Raw genomic sequence first — 16756 nt, forward strand, 5'->3', positions numbered from 1 at the left:
GCATGATCACGCGGGATCGGGAGGGGTCAGGCGGCGAGATCCTTGATCTTCTCGATGAGCGCGAGGCGCTCCTCGTGGGTGCGGGCGAAGGGGGTGACGTTGAGGGTGGTCACTCCGGCCTCCCGCATCGCCGCGAGCCGCTCCCGCACGTGGCCCTCCGAGCCGACCAGCGACATCTTCTCCAGCAGCTCGCGCGGGACCAGGGCGGCCGCCTCGTCCTTCTTGCCCTCCAGGTAGAGGTCCTGAATCTGCTCGGCCTCCTTCTCGTAGCCGTAGCGGCGGGCGAGGTCGTTGTAGAAGTTCTTGCCCTTGGCCCCCATGCCGCCGATGTAGAGGGCGGCCATCGGGCGGCCCAGCTCCAGGACGTCGTCGACGTCGTCGCCGATCGCCAGCACGGCCTGGGCGATGATGTCCAGCTCGCCGAGCGCGGGGTCGCGCCGGGCCTTGCCCGCGGCGAGCGACGCGCCCCACACGTCGGGGGACTTCTCCGGCATGAAGAAGATCGGCTCCCAGCCCTCCGCCAGCTCGGCGGTGAGCTCGACGTTCTGCGGGCCGATCGCGGCGATCACAATGGGGATCCGCTCGCGGACCGGGTGGTTGATCAGCTTGAGCGGCTTGCCGAGGCCGGTCCCCCCTTGGAGCGGCATCGTGTAGTGCTTGCCGGAGTGCTCCAGCCGCTCACGCCGCCACACCTTGCGGCAGATCTCGATGATCTCGCGGGTGCGGCCCAGCGGAGCGGTGTACGGCACGCCGTGGAAGCCCTCGATCACCTGGGGACCCGACGCGCCGATGCCGAGCGTGAACCGCCCGTCGGAGACGTAGTCGAGCCCGGCGGCGGTCATGGCGAGCAGCGCGGGCGTGCGGGAGTAGATCGGCAGGATGCCGGACGCGATCTGGAGGCGCTCGGTGCGCGCGGCGATGTAGCCCATCTGGCTGACCGCGTCGAAGGTGTACACCTCGGCGACGAACACGATGTCGAGCCCGGCCTTCTCGTAGTCGCCCAGCTCGGCCACGGTCTTCTTGAAACCGCCGTCGTAGTTGAGTGCCATCCCGATGCGCATTCCGCAGTCCTTCCCAGACCGAACGTTGTTCTGGCAGGTTACCGCTCAGCCGCGCGGGGCGGTACGGCGGGCCGGTGAAGATCGGCCGGGACGTCGATGTCCGCCGGATCACCCACGTCGTCGCAGGGCACGGGGGTCACCAGCTCGGGGTGGGCCCGCAGGAACGGCCGCGCCCCCACGTCGCCCACGGCCAGCTCGGCGACCTCCGGGAAGTGGTCCCGCGCGATGAGGACCGGGTTCCTCGGCGCGCCCCCGTAGGTCGCCACCGCGACCGCCGCCCCGGCCTCGAACGCCCCGATCAGGCGGCGTACGGCCCCGGCCCTGATCAGCGGCTGGTCCACCAGGGCGATCACGGCGGCCCGCGCGGACCCGGGCACCGACTCCAGCCCCACCCGGAGGGAGGAGCCCATGCCCGTGGCCCAGCCGGGATTGCGGACGACCACCGCCCTCGGAACGTCGGCCGCCGCCGCGCCGAGGACGACGACGACGGGACGGCAGCCGCCGTCCTCCAGCAGCCGCACGGCGCGGTCGACGAGCCGCTCCCCCTCGAACTCGACCAGCGCCTTCGGCCGCCCGAACCGGCTCCCGCTCCCGGCGGCCAGCACCACCCCCGCCACCCCTCCCGCGTGATCATGCACAGGTTCCTCCACGCCGCCGCCGACCTGCCTCTTCACCGCTCGTGATCATGCGCGGGTTCCCTCACCTCTGCGCCCACCTGCGGGTTCACCGTTCGTGATCATGCAGGACATCCCCATGGATCCGGCCGGTGGTCTCCGTGAGCGGCCCGCCCGTGCCGCCCCAGCGGAGCCGGATCAGCTCGGCCGCGATCGACACGGCGGTCTCCTCCGGCGTACGCGCCCCGAGATCGAGGCCGATCGGCGATCTGAGCCGGACCAGCTCGCTCTCCGACAGACCCGCCTCGCGGAGCCGGGCCAGCCGGTCCTCGTGCGTCCGGCGCGACCCCATGGCGCCCACGTACGCCGCGGGGGTCCTCAGGGCGACCTCCAGGAGCGGGACGTCGAACTTGGGGTCGTGGGTGAGGACGCAGATGACCGTCCGCTCGTCGACCGGCACCGTGGACAGGTAGTCGTGCGGCCACTTGACGACGACCTCGTCCGCCTCGGGGAACCGCTTGGCCGTCGCGAACACCGGCCGGGCGTCGCAGACCACCACGTGGTAGCCGAGGAACTTGCCGATCCGTGCGACGGCCGCCGCGAAGTCGATCGCGCCGAACACCAGCATGCGCGGGGGTGGCGCGAAGGACTGGACGAACACCTGGAGGTCGTCCAGCCGCCGCTCTCCCTGCGCTCCGTAACGCCGGATGCCGGTGAGCCCCTGGGCGAGCATGCCGCGCACGTCGTCGTCCACCGCGTCGTCCAGCCGCTCCGAGCCCAGCGACCTCGAGGCGTGACCGGGCCAGACGACCCGGCGCGCCCCGACGGCCCCTGGCCCGGACACGATCGTCGCCACGGCCACCGGCTGCTGCTTCTCGATCGACGCGGCGATCTCCCCCAGCTCGGGGAAGGTCTCGCGCGACACCGGCTCCACGAACACGTCGATGATCCCGCCGCAGGTCAGGCCGACCGAGAACGCCTCGTCTTCGCTCACGCCGTACCGCTGGAGCACGGGCGCACCCCCGGCCACGACCTCATGGGCCAGCTCGTAGACGGCTCCCTCGACGCACCCCCCCGACACGCTGCCGACGGCCTCGGCCCCGAGGACGGCCATGGAGGCCCCGGGCGGCCGGGGCGCGCTGCGGAAGGTCCCGACGACCGTCGCCAGTCCGAACCGCTCACCGGCCTCCCACCACCGCGAAATCTGCCCCAGCACGTCACGCATGAGCACGCCCTCCCCCGCTTGACGACCCGAGCAGGGCCGCCAGGTCCTCGAACGCCGCCAGGCTGTGACCGGCCACGAAGTCCGTGACGTACGGCAGGGCGGCCCGCATCCCGGCCGTCAGCGGCCGGTAGGCGGGGTCGCCCTTGTGCGGGTTCACCCAGATCACCCGGTGGGCGAGCCGCGACAGCCGGGCCATCTGCACGCCGAGCGGCTCCGCGGAGCCCCTCTCCCACCCGTCCGAGGCGATCACCACGACCGCGCCGCGCGGGTCCGCGAGCCTGAGCAGCGCCCTGAGCTCCTCGCCGAGCCGGGTGCCGCCGCTCCAGTCGGGCACGGCGGCGGAGACGGCGTCCATGGCGACGCCCGGATCGCGGTGGCGGAGCTCGGCGGTGATCCTGGTGAGGCGGGTCCCGGCGCTGAACACCTCGGTCGCCCGGGGCTCGGCCCGCACGAGCGCGTGGGCGAAGCGCAGCATCGTGTCGGCGTAGGGCGCCATCGACCCGCTCACGTCCACCAGCATGACGACCCGGCGTGGCCGGTCCCGGCGCGCGCGCCGCCGCAGCCGCGCCGGCTCTCCGCCGTCGCGCAGGGCCTCCCTCACCGTACGCCGGGGATCCAGGACGCCCCTGTGGGACGGGGTGAACCGCCGGGACACCCGCCGCTCCCGCGCGCCGCGCAGCAGCGCGAGCAGCCGGTGCACCTCGCGCCGCTCCGCCTCGCTCATCCGCGCCACGTCCCGGTGGCGCAGCACCTCGGCCTCGCTCGCCGTGGCGGGCACCCCGCTCGGTTCGCCGCTCTCCTCGCGCTCGCGCGAGCCGTACGGCACGGCGACGGGGCGGGTCACGGACACGGTCGTCCCGGCGCGGCGGGCGGGTGGCCGGGCTCCGGCGAAGTAGGCCGCGAAGCACCGGTCGTACTTGGGGAGGTCGTCCGGCCCGGCGCAGAGGGTGAGCCTTCCGGCCCAGTAGACCTCGTGGGCGTTGGCGACGCCCAGGTGGCCGAGGGCGGTGAGGAAGCTCTGGGTGCGCTGGTGGTCGGCCCCCACCCCGGCGGCCCGGAGCGTCCGGGCGAACCCCGTCATGGTGGCGACCAGGACGCCATCCCCGGGCGGCGGGCGACGGACGGCCTCGTGGTTCATGCGAGCAGCCCGTTCCCCCGGACGAACTCCTGGTCCTCGCGGTGCTTCAGCACCGCGCCGAGCGTCGCCGCCGCCAGGCCGGGGTGGAGGCTGGTGGCGCCGAGCGTCAGCAGGGCCTCGGTCCAGTCGAGCGTCTCGGCGATGCCGGGCGGCTTGATTAGGTCCGCCCCGCGCAGACGCCCGGCGGCCGCCGCGACGTCCGTCGCGAGCCGTTCCGCGCACTCCGGGAGGCGCCTGCGCAGGATCGCCACCTCCCGGTCGAAGCCCGGATGCTCCAGCCAGTGGTAGAGGCAGCGCCGCTTGAGCGCGTCGTGCACCTCACGGGTCCGGTTGGACGTGACGACCACGACCGGAGGGGCCGCCGCGCTGATCGTGCCCAGCTCGGGGATGGAGATGGTGTAGTCCGACAGGACCTCCAGGAGGAACGCCTCGAACTCGTCGTCCGCCCGGTCGATCTCGTCGACGAGCAGCACGCTCGGCGTGGTCTCCAGCGCCTGGAGCAGCGGCCGGGCGATCAGGAACCGCCTGTCGTAGATCTCCCCTTCGAGGGCCCTCACGTCGGTCGCGCCCGCCGCCTCGGCGGCCTTCAGGTGCAGGAGCTGGCGGGCGAAGTCCCAGTCGTAGAGCGCCTGCGCCGCGTCGAGGCCCTCGTAGCACTGCAGCCTGATCAGCTGCGCCCCCAGAATCGCCGACAGGGTCTTGGCCAGCTCCGTCTTACCGACGCCCGCCTCCCCTTCGAGGAAGAGCGGGCGGCCCATCCTCAGGGCGAGGAACACCGCCGTCGCGAGCCCCTCGTCCGCCAGGTAGTCCCATTGGTCGAGCAGCTCCGCGACATCGGCGGGCGAGCCGATGTCAGACGCCGTGATTGTCCGCCGCAGCACACCCTCAGGCTACGTGCCGCCGGTTCCGCCCCGCTCTGGCCGATTCCACCAACAAAGGCGGGTCGCCCGTGCCCACCATTGCCACGATCACACAGTTCCTCCGCCACACAGTTCTTCCGCCACACAGTTCCCCCGCACGGCACCGGTGACGGGTGGACTCTTCTAGATTTGTTCCGGTGACGATCCTCGGGCTTGTCCTCGGGCTTCCCGGCTCCCCCGCGGCGAGCGCGCTGACGGCCGAGCTGAGCGCGCGGTGGGCTGAGCCGCACCGGCGCTATCACACGACGACCCACCTGCGGGCGGTCCTCGCCGCGATCGAGCCGCTCGCCGCCCTGGCCGAGGACGCCGGTGCCGTACGGCTCGCCGCCTGGTTCCACGACGCCGTCTACGAGGGCCGTCCGGGATGGGACGAGGAGAGGAGCGCGCAGCTCGCCGAGGCCAGGCTTCCGGCGTGCGGAGTGGCCCCGGCGCGCGTCCGGGAGGTGGCGCGCCTCGTGCGGGTGACGGCCGGGCACACCTATGGCCCCGGCGACGCCAACGCCGCCGTGCTGTGCGACGCCGACCTGTCCGTCCTCGGCGGGCCGCCCCAGGAGTACGACGCGTACGCGAGAGCCGTACGGGAGGAGTACCGCCATGTGCCGGACGAGCCGTTCCGGACCGGCAGGTCGGCCGTCCTCCGAGCGCTCCTCGGCGAGGACCGCCTGTACGGCACGGCCGCCGCACGCGACCTGTGGGAGCGGCGGGCCAGGGAGAACATGACCCGGGAGCTCGCCGCGCTCAGCGGTTAGGGACCGGCGGCGTCTCGGCCGTCTTCGGCGTCTCGGTTGTCTGGGGCGTCTCGGTTGTCTGGGGCGTCTCGGTTGTCTGGGGCGTCTCGGGCGTCTTCGGTGCCTTCGGCGTCTGGGGCGTCGGGGGTGTCTTGGGCGTCTTCGGGCGGCGGAGGCCGGAGGCGCGGAGGCGGACGACCAGCTCGCGGCTCGGCACCGGCTCGGCGCCCAGCAGGACGGCCCGCTCGTAGACGGTCTCCGGCACGTCGTAGTGGTCGCGGTCGAAGGCCCGCTCGGAGACGCCCAGGAGCCGCGCGAACGCGTGCAGCTCCTCGTGCGACTCGTCGCTGACCAGATGGGACCAGAGAAGGCCCCGGGGGCCGGGCCAGTTCGGCCGATCGATCAGCACGGTCACAGCTCAGTGTAAGATTACCCATTGACTTGGTAGGAAATATCGACAATGCTGCAGGGGAATCGCACGCCGCACCTTGCGAGGTCCCATGTCCGTCCTTGAACTGGGGACGCCGGTCCGTACGGAGATCCGTCCCGGCCCGCAGCCCTCCCCGGCAGCTCAGAACCGGCGCCCACGCGGAAAGGCCTGGCAGCGCTGGATCAGCCCGCTCGTCCTCGTCGTCGTCTGGCAGATCGCGAGCAGCACCGGCCTGCTGCCGGAACGCCTGCTCGCCGCGCCCTCCACGGTCGCCACGACGGCGGTCGACCTGGTCCAGTCCGGCACGCTCCTCACGGCCATCGCCGTGTCGCTCCAGCGGGTGCTGATCGGGTTCGCCGGCGGCGGGCTCGCGGGCGTCGGCCTGGCGCTGGTCGCCGGGCTCAGCCACAAAGGCGAGAACGCGGTCGACCCGATCATGCAGATGCTCCGCGCGCTGCCGTTCTTCGGGCTGATCCCGCTGTTCATCCTCTGGTTCGGCATCGGCGAGACTCCCAAGGTCCTGCTCGTGGCGCTCGCGGTGTCATTTCCCCTCTACCTGAACACCTTCGCGGGCATCCGGGGGGTGGACGCCAAGCTGGCCGAGGTCGCGCGGACGGTCCGGCTCAGCAAGACCCAGCTGATCCGGCACATCGTGCTGCCGGGCGCGCTCCCGCAGACGCTCGTCGGCCTGCGGCAGAGCCTCGGCGTCGCGTGGCTCGCGCTCATCGTCGCCGAGCAGGTCAACGCCAACGCCGGTCTCGGCTACATGATCAACGATGCCCGGGAGTTCCTCCGGACCGACGTGATCGTCGTGGGGCTCCTCGTCTACAGCGCCCTCGGCCTGCTGACCGACGCCCTGGTCCGGCTACTGGAGAGGAGGGCGCTGACGTGGCGACGCGAGTTCCTGTCCAAGTGAGCGATACCGCCCGGCAGCCGGTGGCGTCCGTACGCGACCTCACCCGCAGGTTCGGCGAGCGGACGGTGCTGGACCGGCTCGACCTGGAAATCGGGAGGGGCGAGTTCATCGCCCTGCTGGGCCGCAGCGGATCCGGCAAGTCCACCCTGCTGCGCGCGCTCGCCGGGCTGGACGGCGAGGTCGAGGGCGGCCTGACCGTGACCGACTCAGTCGCCGTGGCCTTCCAGGAACCGCGCCTGATCCCCTGGAAGCGGGTCCACGCCAACATCACGCTCGGCCTGCCGGGGAAAGGCGCCGCACAGGGCCCGAAGGAGCGGGCGGACGCCGCGCTGGCGGAGGTCGGGCTGTCCGAGCGGGCCGGCGCGTGGCCGCTCACGCTCTCCGGCGGCGAGGCGCAGCGGGCCAGCCTGGCCCGCGCCCTGGTCCGCGAGCCCGAGCTGCTGCTGCTCGACGAGCCGTTCAGCGCCCTCGACGCGCTGACCCGGATCACCATCCACCAGCTCGTCCTCCAACTGTGGTCGGTACACCGGCCGGCCGTGCTGCTGGTCACCCACGACGTGGACGAGGCGCTGCTGCTGGCCGACCGAGTCCTCGTCCTCGACGAGGGCCGCATCGCCCACGACTCCGCCGTCTCCACACCGCGTCCCCGCCACCGCGACGACCCCGATCTGCTGTCGCTCCGCGCCACCCTCCTCTCCGCTCTCGGCGTGTCCCCCGAAGGAAGCTCATGACCAGGAACATGACCCGCAATATGACCCGGAATATGACCCGGAAACTGCTCGCCGCGCTCCTCCTCACCGTCTCCCTCGCTTCCCTCGGTACGGCCTGTGCAAACACCGGCTCCACCAACGACTCGGCCGCCGGAAAGCCGGCCGGTGGCTCCGGTGCGGGCGTGACTCTGCGCGTGGGCGACCAGAAGGCCGGGGTGCAGGCGGTGCTCAAGGCCGCCGGGCTGCTCGACGGGACGCCCTACGCGATCACGTGGTCCCAGTTCCCGTCCGGCCCGCCGCTGCTGGAAGCGGTGAACGCGGGAGCGATCGACATCGGCGGCGTCGGCAACACCCCGCCGGTCTTCGCCGCCGCCGCCGGCTCCAAGATCACGGTGGTCGCCGCCTACCAGCAGAAGCCCGCGGCGCTCTCGATCGTGGTGCCCGAGGGGTCCGCGATCACCTCTCCCGCCCAGTTCAAGGGCAAGAAGATCGCGGTGGCCAAGGGCAGCGCGTCGCACTACCACCTGCTGGCCGTCCTGAAGAAGGAGGGCCTGTCGTTCAAGGACATCCAGCCGCAGTATCTCCAGCCCGCCGACGCGCTCGCGGCCTTCACGTCCGGCACGGTCGACGCGTGGGCCATCTGGGACCCGTTCGCCGCCCAGGTGAAGATCCAGAACAAGGCGAAGCCGGTCGTCGACGGCAACGGCTATGTCAGCGGGCTGAGCTTCGAGGTCGCCTCCCCCGCGGCGGTCACCGGGAAGGAGGCGGCCATCCGCGACTTTCTCACCCGGCTCGCCAAGGCGCGGACCTGGGCCGCGTCCCACCAGGCCGAGTGGGCCAAGGTGTGGGCGAAGGAGACCGGCCTCCCGGCGGATGTCGCGAACGCCGCGGTGGTCAACTCCGTCGCCACCCCGATCGCGATCGACGACTCCGTCGTGACATCCCAGCAGGAGGTCGCCGACGCGTTCACGGCCGAGGGCCTGATCCCGGGCAGCGTGAAGTTCTCCGGCTTCGTCGACAACCGGTTCAACGACGTCGTGGGGAAGGCACAGCAGTGAGGTTCCACTGGTTCCTGCCCACGACGGGCGACAGCCGGGCGATCGTCGGCGGCGGCCACGGGCTCCACCGGGGCCACGGCCATCCCACGGCCAGCGTGTACCGCCCGCCCTCGATCGACTACCTGGGCCAGATCGCCCGCTCCGCCGAGCAACTCGGCTTCGAGGCCGTGCTGACCCCGACGGGCACCTTCTGCGAGGACGCCTGGCTGGTCACGGCCGCCCTTACCCAGGTCACGAAGCGGCTGAAGTTCCTCGTCGCGTTCCGGCCCGGGTTCCTGTCGCCGACGCTGGCCGCCCAGATGGCCGCGACGTACCAGCGGCTCTCCGGCGGGCGGCTGCTGCTCAACGTGGTCACCGGCGGCGAGGCCACCGAGCAGAAGCGGTTCGGCGACCACCTCTCCAAGGACGAGCGGTACGCCAGGACCGACGAGTTCCTGTCCATCGTCCGGGGCGCGTGGGACGGGCCGTTCGACTTCACCGGCAAGCACTACGACGTCGAGGGCGCGATGGTGGCCGAGCGGCCCGATCCCGTCCCCGAGTTGTACTTCGGCGGCTCCTCGGCCGCCGCCGGGCCGGTCGCGGCCAAGCACGTGAACGTCTACCTGACGTGGGGCGAGCCGCCCGAGCAGGTGGCGGCGAAGCTCGACTGGATCCGCGAGCTGGCGGCCGCCGAGAACCGCACGCTGCGGTTCGGCATCCGCCTGCACGTGATCGCCCGGGACACGGCCGACGAGGCCTGGGCTGAGGCCGGGCGGCTGCTGGAGCGGATCGACCCCAAGGACATCGAGTCCGCCCGGAAGATCCTCGGCCGCAGCGAGTCGGTCGGCCAGCAGCGGATGCTCGCCCTGCATGAGGGATTCCGCGGCGGGAAGGCCCGCGACCTGGAGATCTACCCGAATCTCTGGGCCGGCGTCGGCCTGGTCCGCGGCGGGGCGGGCACGGCCCTGGTCGGCAGCCACGGGGAGGTCGCCGACCTGGTGGAGGAGTACGCCTCGCTGGGGATCGAGGAGTTCGTCCTGTCCGGGTACCCCCATCTGGAGGAGGCCTACTGGTTCGGCGAGGGCGTGCTGCCCGAGCTCCGCCGGCGTGGCGTGCTCCCGTCCTGATATACCGCTTGTCCTGATATACCGCTTGTCCAGCTATGCCGCCGTACGGCAGAGTCGTCCCGCTCACCATCGACCGGGAGGACCCCCAGCGTGCCGCGTGGCCCGATCCTGCTGATCTGCCTGCTGTTCTCTCTCCTCCTGCCGGGGACGGCCGCCGCCGCCCCGGCCGGGCAGAGCGACGACGGCATCCTGGCGAAGCTCAAGGCCGTCCATGGGCTGAAGGTCGTGTCGAAGAAGCGGGTATCCGAGAAGTACACCCTCTTCACGCTGACCTTCACCCAGCCGGTCGACCACCGGCACCCCGGCGCGGGGACCTTCCAACAGCGGCTGAACATCATGCACCGGTCGGCCTCCCTGCCGACCGTGCTCTTCACCAGCGGTTACTCCCTGTACGGCGGGAGCCGTCTCAGCGAGCCGTCGAGGATCCTGGGCGGCAACGAGGTCGCGGTCGAGCACCGGTTCTTCGGCGCCTCCACGCCCAAGCCGAAGGACTGGACGAAGCTCGACATCTGGCAGGAGGCGAGCGACGAGCACGCGATCGTCCAGGCGCTCAAGCCCGTCTACACGGGCAACTGGATCGCCACCGGGGGCAGCAAGGGGGGCATGACGGCCGTCTACCACCGCCGCTTCTACCCCGGTGACGTCAGCGGCGTCGTGGCGTACGTCGCCCCCGACGACGCCGTCAACTCCGACGACAGGCGCTACGAGGAGTTCTTCACCCACGTGGGCACCCCCGCGTGCCGTACGGCGCTGCGGAACGTGCAGCGGGAGGCGCTGAAGCGGCGGGCCAGACTCGTGCCGAGGCTCAAGGCCCTCGCGAAGCGGGACGGCCTCACCTTCACCAGGACCGTGGGCAGCGCCGACCGCTCCTTCGAGCTCAGCGTGCTCGACTCCGTCTGGACCTTCTGGCAATACTTCGGCACGCGCTACTGCGGCGGCATCCCGCGCAGGAGCGCGTCGGACGCCGCGATCTTCCGGTGGGTCGACAAGATCCAGCAGTGGTACGTCTACACCGACCAGGGCATCGCCCCCTACCTCGGCTACTACTACCAGGCGGCCACCCAGCTCGGCTGGGCCACGCTGGGCTTCGGCCACCTGAAGGGCCTGCTCCGCTACCCCGGGCTCTACCAGGCCGACTCCAGCCTGCCGAAGTCCCTGCGGTCGCGGTACGACGGCGCGGCGATGAAGGACGTCGACGGCTGGGTGGCCACGCGGTCGGACGAGATGATGTTCGTCTACGGGGAGTACGACCCGTGGAGCGCCGAGCGGTTCACCCCCCGGGGCGGCGACTGCCACGTGTTCGTCGCCCCCAAGGGCAACCACGGAGCGAGCATCGCCACGCTCTCCGCCGCCGACGAGGAGAAGGCCACCGCGGTGCTCAGCCGATGGGCCGGGGTGAGCTGACGCCCGCACCCTGCCCTCTTACACGCCCTCTTACACCCGGTCGGGGGCCTCTCCGCGGTCCCGGATGAGGGCGCTCAGCTCGGCGACGGCCTTGCGGGACCGCTCCCGCTCGGTGCTCTGGATCCCCATCGCGCCGAGGGTGAGCCCGCTGGCCAGGTCCAGCTTCGGCCACGGGTCGCCCTCGACCATGGTGACGTCGATCACCTCCGGCCACTCGTAGCGGTGGACCTTGAGCGCGTTCACCACAGTGATCCCCCGCTCGTCGGCCGTGACCCGGAGCCGGCCGAGCAGGTGCAGCACGCCCGCCACGAGGCAGCCGAACGCGACCATGCCGAGCCGGTCCGGCAGCTTGAACTGCGGCGGCAGCATGGCCGCGAGGACCACTGAGCCCACCACCATCACGACCGCCAGGCCGTACGCGATGATCCGGGCGCGCCGGGGACGCCACGTCACCGGCAGTGGTGGCGGCGTGCGGTCAGCCATGACGGCTCCCTCGGAGGGCTGCGCACTCATGCATGATCACCAATACAGTTTTCCCAGCTTGAACGGGAGGAATGCGAACCTGTGCATGATCACGACCAGGATGGGGGCCGGTCACGGCGGAGGGCGGGGAATCTGTGCATGATCACGGCGAAGGGAGGGTGCGGAGGATGAGGGCGGTTTCGAGAGCGGCGACGGTGGCCTCGTAGCCCTTGTCCTCCTTGCTTCCCGGCAGGCCCGACCGGTCGACAGCCTGGTCGAGCGTGTCACACGTGAGCACCCCGTTGCCGACCGGGGTGGACTCGTCGAGGGACACCCTGGTCAGACCCGACGTCACCGAGTCGCAGACGTAGTCGAAGTGGGCCGTCTCACCTCGGATCACGGCGCCGAGCGCCACCACGGCGTCGCACCGCCTCGCGAGGGCCTGCACCACCACCGGGATCTCCAGCGAGCCCGCCACGCGCACCGTCACCGTGGCCGCGCCACTGTCCTCGGCAGCCTGTACGGCTCTCGCCAGCAACTGGTCGGTGATCTTCTCGTGCCAGCGGGCCGCGACGATGCCCACGGTCAGCCCTCCCGCGTCCACCCTCTGCGCGTCCGGACGCCCGTCGCCGCTCATGAGTTGTCCCCTTCCGGAATGTCGTGCTGTTCGTGAATGTCCCGCTGTTCGGGAATGTCCTGCTGTTCGGGAATGTCGTGGCCGAGGCGCTCGCGCTTGGCCCTGAGGTACTTCTCGTTGTACGGGTTCATGGCCACCGGCATGGGTTCGCGGCCGAGGACCTTGATGCCGTAGCCGTCCATCCCCCGCACCTTGGCGGGGTTGTTGGTCAGCAGCCGGACCGACTTCACGCCGAGGTCGGCGAGCATCTGCCCGGCGTTGGAGAACTCCCGGGCGTCCACGGGCAGGCCGAGCTCGACGTTGGCGTCGACGGTGTCGCTGCCGTTGTCCTGGAGGCCGTAGGCCCTGAGCTTGGCCAGCAGGCCGATGCCCCTCCCCTCGTGGCCGCGCAGGTAGACGACCACACCCCGGCCCTGCTCGGAGATCACCCGCATGGCGTGGTCGAGCTGGACCCCGCAGTCGCACCGCAGCGAGCCCAGCACGTCGCCGGTCAGGCACTCCGAATGCGCCCGGACGAGGACGTTCTCCCCGTCGGAGAGGTCGCCGTAGACGAGGGCCAGGTGCTCGCCGCCGTCCAGGGCGCTGGCGTAGCCGTAAGCCCGCCAGATGCCGTACCGGTTGGGGATGCGGGTCTCGGCGACCCGGGTGACCATCCGCTCGGACCTGCGGCGGTACTCGACGAGCTGCTCGATCGAGATAAGCGCGATGTCGTGCTCGTCGGCGAACTCGCGCAGCCTTGGCAGCCTCGCCATCGTGCCGTCGTCGTTGACGACCTCGGCCAGGGCTCCCGCCGCCGTCAGCCCGGCCAGCCGGGCGAGATCGACCGCCGCCTCGGTGTGGCCCTGCCGGACGAGGACGCCGCCCTCGCGGTAGCGGAGGGGGAAGATGTGGCCGGGGCGGACGAGCTCGAAGGGCTCGGTGGCGGAGTCGCACAGCGTGCGGATCGTCTTCGCCCGGTCGGCGGCCGAGATGCCCGTCGTCACGCCGTCGCGGGCGTCGACGCTGATCGTGTACGCCGTCCTCAGGCGCTCCCGGTTCTGGTTGACCATGAGCGGCAGGCCGAGCCGGTCGAGCTCCGCGCCCTCCATCGCCACGCAGATCACGCCGCTCGTGTAGCGGATCGTGAAGGCGAGCAGCTCGGGAGTCGCCTTGGCGGCCGCGAAGATGATGTCGCCCTCGTTCTCGCGGTTCTCGTTGTCGACGACGACCACGGGCCTGCCCTCGCGGATGTCCGCGATCGCCCGCTCGATGGGATCAAGCCGGATGTCCGCCGTCTTGCCTATCATGTCGGTCACATCGTTCTTGTCGGTCATACGGTCACGGCCTCCAGCCTGCGGGACTGGCGCAACCAGTCACGGAACCCAAAAACAACCATCACGAAGAACAGGCCGTACACGGCGCCGGAGACCACCAGGTGCGAGGTGAAGGCCAGCGGCACACCGACGAGGTCGACGGCCACCCAGATCACCCAGAAGTCGACCAGGGCGCGGCCCTGCGCCCAGGTCGCGACGGCGCTTCCGGCGAAGATGTAGGCGTCCGGCCAGGGCGCCCAGGAGATGTTCAGGCCGCGGGAGTTGAGGAAGGTGAACAGCAGCGCCACCGCGACCGTCCCGGCGGCCATCGCGGCGACGAGCAGCGCCCTCTCGCGGGGAGAGGCCGACCGGATGGCCAGCGTGCCGCCGTCGCGGGTGCCCCTCGACCAGCGGAACCAGCCGTAGACCGCGAGCACGCCGAACAGCACCTGCTTGAGCGCGTTGCCGGTGATGTGCGCGTTGACGGACGCCACGAACAGCAGCGCGGACCCGGCGAGCTGCACCGGCCACGTCCAGATCGACTTCCTGATGGCCAGCCAGACCGTCACGAGCGCGCACGCGTTGCCGATCAGGTCGGTCCAGTAGACGTGCTGCCCGAAGACGTCGAACCCGGCCGTCGCCCAGTTCATGCGCGGGCCCCGGCGGTGAGCTTCTCGACGTACTTGGCGATGATGTCGACCTCCAGGTTGACCGGTTCCCCGGGCTGCTTGCGGCCGAGCGTGGTGAGGTCGAGCGTGGTGGGGATCAGGCTGACCGCGAAGGCCTCGGCGTCCACCCCCACCACGGTCAGGCTGACGCCGTCCACCGCGATCGACCCCTTCTCCACGACGTAGCGGTTCAGGGCCTCGGGCAGCGAGAGCCGTACGACCTCCCAGTGCTCGCCGGGCTCGCGGGACAGCACCACGCCGGTGCCGTCCACGTGGCCCTGCACGATGTGGCCGCCGAGGCGCTGGTCGGCGCGTACGGCGCGCTCCAGGTTGACCCGGGAGCCGGGCCGCAGCACGCCCAGGGACGACCGGTCCAGGGTCTCCTTCATGACGTCGGCGGTGAACACGTCGCCCTCGACGTCCGCCACCGTGAGGCAGACGCCGTTGACCGCGATCGAGTCGCCGTGCCGCGCGTCGCCCGTGACGACCGCCCCGCGGACCGACAGGCGGGCCGCATCGCTCTGCGGCTCGACCCCGACGACCTCGCCGAGCTCCTCGACGATTCCGGTGAACATTCAGTGCTCCTTAGCTGGTGCCGGCCCGAGGATGACCCTGAGGTCCGGCCCGATGGGGGTGACTTCTTCGAAGCCGAGGCGGTGGATCTCGCCGATGGTGGCCGCTCCGGCGGGCCCGAGCGCCGCGGCTCCGGCGCCGAGCAGGGCGGGCGCGAGGTAGCCGACGACCCGATCGACCAGGCCCTCCCTGACGAACGAGCCGGCGAGCCTCGGCCCGCCTTCGAGCAGCACGCTCACGATCTGCCTCCCGTGCAGCTCAGCCATGAGCGCGTGGAGATCTATTCCGCCCTCCGCGCGCGGCAGCCGTACGGCGTCGCCGAGGTGCGGGGGGACGTCGGCGTCGGCCGCGACGGCCACCAGCGTCGGGGCCTCGCCGTCCAGGACGCGGGCGGACGCGGGGGTCCGGGCGCCGGGGTCGACGACCACGCGCAGCAGCGGCGGCCTCTCCCGGGACGCGGTCCTGATCGTGAGGCGGGGGTCGTCGGCGAGGACGGTGCCGATCCCGGCCACGATGGCGTCGCTCTCGGCGCGCAGCCGCTGCACGTCCTCGCGGGCCTCGGCGGAGGTGATCCACTGGCTGGTGCCGTCCTCCGCGGCGGACCGCCCGTCGAGGGTCGCCGCGAACTTCCACGTCACGTACGGCCGGCGCCTCCGGACGGAGGTCAGCCAGGCCGCGTTGCCCCGCTCGGCCTCCTCGGTCAGGACGCCGGTGTCCACCCGGACCCCGTGCGCGCGGAGCGTCCCGGCCCCTCCGGCGGCCACGGGGTTGGGGTCGGGGACGGCGATGACGACCCTCGCCACGCCCGCGTCGAGCAGCGCGCCGGCGCACGGCCCTGTCCTGCCGGTGTGGTTGCAGGGCTCAAGGGTGACGTAGGCGGTGCCGCCCCGGGCCCGGTCGCCCGCCTCCCGCAGGGCCACGACCTCGGCGTGCGGCCCGCCGGCGTAGGCGTGGAAGCCCTCCCCCACGACCTCGCCGGACGCGTCGAGGATCACGCACCCGACGACGGGGTTGGGGCTGGTGCCGCCGAGGCCGCGGGCGGCCAGCGCCACCGCGCGCAGCATGTGGCGGTCGTCGGACGGCTCGCCGCCTTGCGGAATCTTTTCGCTCACCCCGGGTCTTCCTCTCGCCTGCCACGGCGGGCCCCGGGGGTGGACGGGTGGGGCCGGATCGCGGCCACCGCACCACGTCAACGGACGCACGGTGCCTGACGGCACGGTCGTCCGTTCGCGCGCTTCCTCCCATCCGGACTTTCACCGTCGGTCCCGGAATCTCACCAGGTCCACCGGCCGATGGCTTCGGCCGGGTCGCGGACTGCCACCCTGTCGGGTGTCACCGCCGGTTCGGAATTACACCGACCCCGGAGCACGCTTGCTCTGTCTCAGTGTGCCACGCATGGCACGGTCACCATTGTGCACGATTCCGGCAAATCCCGCTCTACCGGGCCCCAGTGTCGTAAACCACAGTGTCGTGAACCACAGTGCCGTACGCCACAGCATGGCTCCGGCGATCGGCGGGGCGCACGGTGAGAGCCCCCACGCGTGGGCGCTCGATCGGGAACACACCCGCCAACGGGCGGGCCGCGGGGGTCTTGACGCCATTTCGCGGGTGGTGAGGACTGTCTCTGGGGCGTCCAAGTTGTGTCACGAAATCAAGACACAGGAGCCGCCATGTAATATGCAGTGTCACGGTGACATCCACCGAGGTCAACGGGCTTCCGGACACAAGCTGATTTACTTTGGACAACGAAGCAGGCAAAAACCCGAATGCTCCGGCGGAGCGATTGACCCTCGCGAAATAAGTTGCCAAGGTTC

At 71.5% G+C, this 16756-nt stretch carries 17 protein-coding genes, 1 pseudogene and 1 riboswitch; of the genes and pseudogenes, 6 read left to right on the plus strand and 12 right to left on the minus strand.

Annotated features, from left to right (window positions below):
• Nucleotides 1-26: 26 nt before the first annotated feature.
• The 5 genes from N5079_RS10655 to N5079_RS10675 are packed head-to-tail and all read right to left on the minus strand — an operon-like array spanning nt 27 to nt 4919.
• The gene (locus tag N5079_RS10655) at nt 27-1061 is read right to left on the minus strand and encodes an LLM class F420-dependent oxidoreductase (protein ID WP_261583444.1); all 1035 of its coding nucleotides are present in this window, start codon (nt 1059-1061) and stop codon (nt 27-29) included.
• A 38-nt stretch (nt 1062-1099) separates the two neighbouring features.
• Nucleotides 1100-1735, minus strand: a complete 636-nt coding sequence (locus N5079_RS10660) for an NTP transferase domain-containing protein (RefSeq protein ID WP_261583445.1) — start codon at nt 1733-1735, stop codon at nt 1100-1102.
• Between the two features lie 49 nt (nt 1736-1784).
• Entirely contained in the window at nt 1785-2900 is a 1116-nt protein-coding gene (locus N5079_RS10665) for an XdhC family protein (protein ID WP_261583446.1), read from the minus strand.
• Nucleotides 2893-4038, minus strand: coding sequence for a vWA domain-containing protein (locus N5079_RS10670; RefSeq protein ID WP_261583447.1), 1146 nt, complete (start codon nt 4036-4038; stop codon nt 2893-2895). Before N5079_RS10670 ends, N5079_RS10665 begins: the two co-directional genes overlap by 8 nt.
• Nucleotides 4035-4919 carry an AAA family ATPase gene (locus N5079_RS10675; RefSeq protein ID WP_261583448.1) on the minus strand — a complete coding sequence of 295 codons (885 nt, stop codon included), beginning with the start codon at nt 4917-4919 and terminating at the stop codon, nt 4035-4037. The genes N5079_RS10670 and N5079_RS10675 overlap by 4 nt, the downstream gene beginning before the upstream one ends.
• Nucleotides 4920-5095: 176 nt before the next feature.
• On the opposite strand from N5079_RS10675, the gene N5079_RS10680 reads away from it, so the two are divergent.
• The gene (locus tag N5079_RS10680; RefSeq protein ID WP_261583449.1) at nt 5096-5707 is read left to right on the plus strand and encodes a metal-dependent phosphohydrolase; all 612 of its coding nucleotides are present in this window, start codon (nt 5096-5098) and stop codon (nt 5705-5707) included.
• Between the two features lie 124 nt (nt 5708-5831).
• On the opposite strand, the pseudogene N5079_RS10685 reads toward N5079_RS10680, so the two are convergent.
• Nucleotides 5832-6101, minus strand: a pseudogene (locus N5079_RS10685) (DUF4031 domain-containing protein); the annotation flags it as partial.
• A gap of 85 nt (nt 6102-6186) precedes the next feature.
• Here N5079_RS10685 and N5079_RS10690 point away from each other — a divergent pair.
• The 5 genes from N5079_RS10690 to N5079_RS10710 all read left to right on the plus strand — a co-directional run bounded on the left by N5079_RS10690 (nt 6187) and on the right by N5079_RS10710 (nt 11310).
• Entirely contained in the window at nt 6187-7032 is an 846-nt protein-coding gene (locus N5079_RS10690) for an ABC transporter permease (protein ID WP_261583450.1), read from the plus strand.
• On the plus strand, nt 7029-7763 hold the full coding sequence (locus N5079_RS10695; protein WP_261583451.1) for an ABC transporter ATP-binding protein: 735 nt from the start codon (nt 7029-7031) through the stop codon (nt 7761-7763). The genes N5079_RS10690 and N5079_RS10695 overlap by 4 nt, the downstream gene beginning before the upstream one ends.
• Nucleotides 7760-8800, plus strand: coding sequence for an ABC transporter substrate-binding protein (locus N5079_RS10700; protein ID WP_261583452.1), 1041 nt, complete (start codon nt 7760-7762; stop codon nt 8798-8800). The genes N5079_RS10695 and N5079_RS10700 overlap by 4 nt, the downstream gene beginning before the upstream one ends.
• Entirely contained in the window at nt 8797-9906 is a 1110-nt protein-coding gene (locus N5079_RS10705) for an LLM class flavin-dependent oxidoreductase (protein ID WP_261583453.1), read from the plus strand. The genes N5079_RS10700 and N5079_RS10705 overlap by 4 nt, the downstream gene beginning before the upstream one ends.
• A gap of 90 nt (nt 9907-9996) precedes the next feature.
• Nucleotides 9997-11310 (plus strand): S28 family serine protease, encoded by a 1314-nt coding sequence (locus N5079_RS10710; protein WP_261583454.1) that lies wholly within the window; start codon nt 9997-9999, stop codon nt 11308-11310.
• A gap of 30 nt (nt 11311-11340) precedes the next feature.
• Here the strand turns inward: N5079_RS10710 and N5079_RS10715 are convergent, their stop codons facing one another.
• The 6 genes from N5079_RS10715 to ribD all read right to left on the minus strand — a co-directional run bounded on the left by N5079_RS10715 (nt 11341) and on the right by ribD (nt 16054).
• Complete coding sequence (locus N5079_RS10715; protein ID WP_261583455.1) at nt 11341-11793, minus strand: PH domain-containing protein; 453 nt, start codon at nt 11791-11793, stop codon at nt 11341-11343.
• Between the two features lie 142 nt (nt 11794-11935).
• Nucleotides 11936-12409 carry a 6,7-dimethyl-8-ribityllumazine synthase gene (gene ribH, locus N5079_RS10720; RefSeq protein WP_261583456.1) on the minus strand — a complete coding sequence of 158 codons (474 nt, stop codon included), beginning with the start codon at nt 12407-12409 and terminating at the stop codon, nt 11936-11938.
• Nucleotides 12406-13722, minus strand: a complete 1317-nt coding sequence (locus N5079_RS10725; RefSeq protein ID WP_315967811.1) for a bifunctional 3,4-dihydroxy-2-butanone-4-phosphate synthase/GTP cyclohydrolase II — start codon at nt 13720-13722, stop codon at nt 12406-12408. Before N5079_RS10725 ends, ribH begins: the two co-directional genes overlap by 4 nt.
• Entirely contained in the window at nt 13719-14351 is a 633-nt protein-coding gene (locus N5079_RS10730) for a nicotinamide riboside transporter PnuC (protein WP_261583457.1), read from the minus strand. The genes N5079_RS10725 and N5079_RS10730 overlap by 4 nt, the downstream gene beginning before the upstream one ends.
• Nucleotides 14348-14944 (minus strand): riboflavin synthase, encoded by a 597-nt coding sequence (locus tag N5079_RS10735; protein WP_261583458.1) that lies wholly within the window; start codon nt 14942-14944, stop codon nt 14348-14350. The genes N5079_RS10730 and N5079_RS10735 overlap by 4 nt, the downstream gene beginning before the upstream one ends.
• Nucleotides 14945-16054 carry a bifunctional diaminohydroxyphosphoribosylaminopyrimidine deaminase/5-amino-6-(5-phosphoribosylamino)uracil reductase RibD gene (ribD, locus tag N5079_RS10740; RefSeq protein WP_261583459.1) on the minus strand — a complete coding sequence of 370 codons (1110 nt, stop codon included), beginning with the start codon at nt 16052-16054 and terminating at the stop codon, nt 14945-14947.
• A 115-nt stretch (nt 16055-16169) separates the two neighbouring features.
• Nucleotides 16170-16315, minus strand: a riboswitch (FMN riboswitch).
• Nucleotides 16316-16756 lie beyond the last annotated feature (441 nt).

The sequence above is a fragment of the Planotetraspora sp. A-T 1434 genome (assembly GCF_025420585.1).
Classification (GTDB): domain Bacteria; phylum Actinomycetota; class Actinomycetes; order Streptosporangiales; family Streptosporangiaceae; genus JAOEGB01.

Excerpts from the sequence above, each read along its gene's own strand:
- N5079_RS10655 (WP_261583444.1), bottom strand. The coding sequence starts at position 1,061 with ATGCGCATCGGGATGGCACTCAACTACGACGGCGGTTTCAAGAAGACC.
- N5079_RS10665 (WP_261583446.1), bottom strand. The coding sequence starts at position 2,900 with ATGCGTGACGTGCTGGGGCAGATTTCGCGGTGGTGGGAGGCCGGTGAG.
- N5079_RS10670 (WP_261583447.1), bottom strand. The coding sequence starts at position 4,038 with ATGAACCACGAGGCCGTCCGTCGCCCGCCGCCCGGGGATGGCGTCCTG.
- N5079_RS10690 (WP_261583450.1), top strand. The coding sequence starts at position 6,187 with ATGTCCGTCCTTGAACTGGGGACGCCGGTCCGTACGGAGATCCGTCCC.
- N5079_RS10700 (WP_261583452.1), top strand. The coding sequence starts at position 7,760 with ATGACCAGGAACATGACCCGCAATATGACCCGGAATATGACCCGGAAA.
- N5079_RS10715 (WP_261583455.1), bottom strand. The coding sequence starts at position 11,793 with ATGGCTGACCGCACGCCGCCACCACTGCCGGTGACGTGGCGTCCCCGG.
- ribH (WP_261583456.1), bottom strand. The coding sequence starts at position 12,409 with ATGAGCGGCGACGGGCGTCCGGACGCGCAGAGGGTGGACGCGGGAGGG.
- N5079_RS10725 (WP_315967811.1), bottom strand. The coding sequence starts at position 13,722 with ATGACCGACAAGAACGATGTGACCGACATGATAGGCAAGACGGCGGAC.
- N5079_RS10730 (WP_261583457.1), bottom strand. The coding sequence starts at position 14,351 with ATGAACTGGGCGACGGCCGGGTTCGACGTCTTCGGGCAGCACGTCTAC.
- N5079_RS10735 (WP_261583458.1), bottom strand. The coding sequence starts at position 14,944 with ATGTTCACCGGAATCGTCGAGGAGCTCGGCGAGGTCGTCGGGGTCGAG.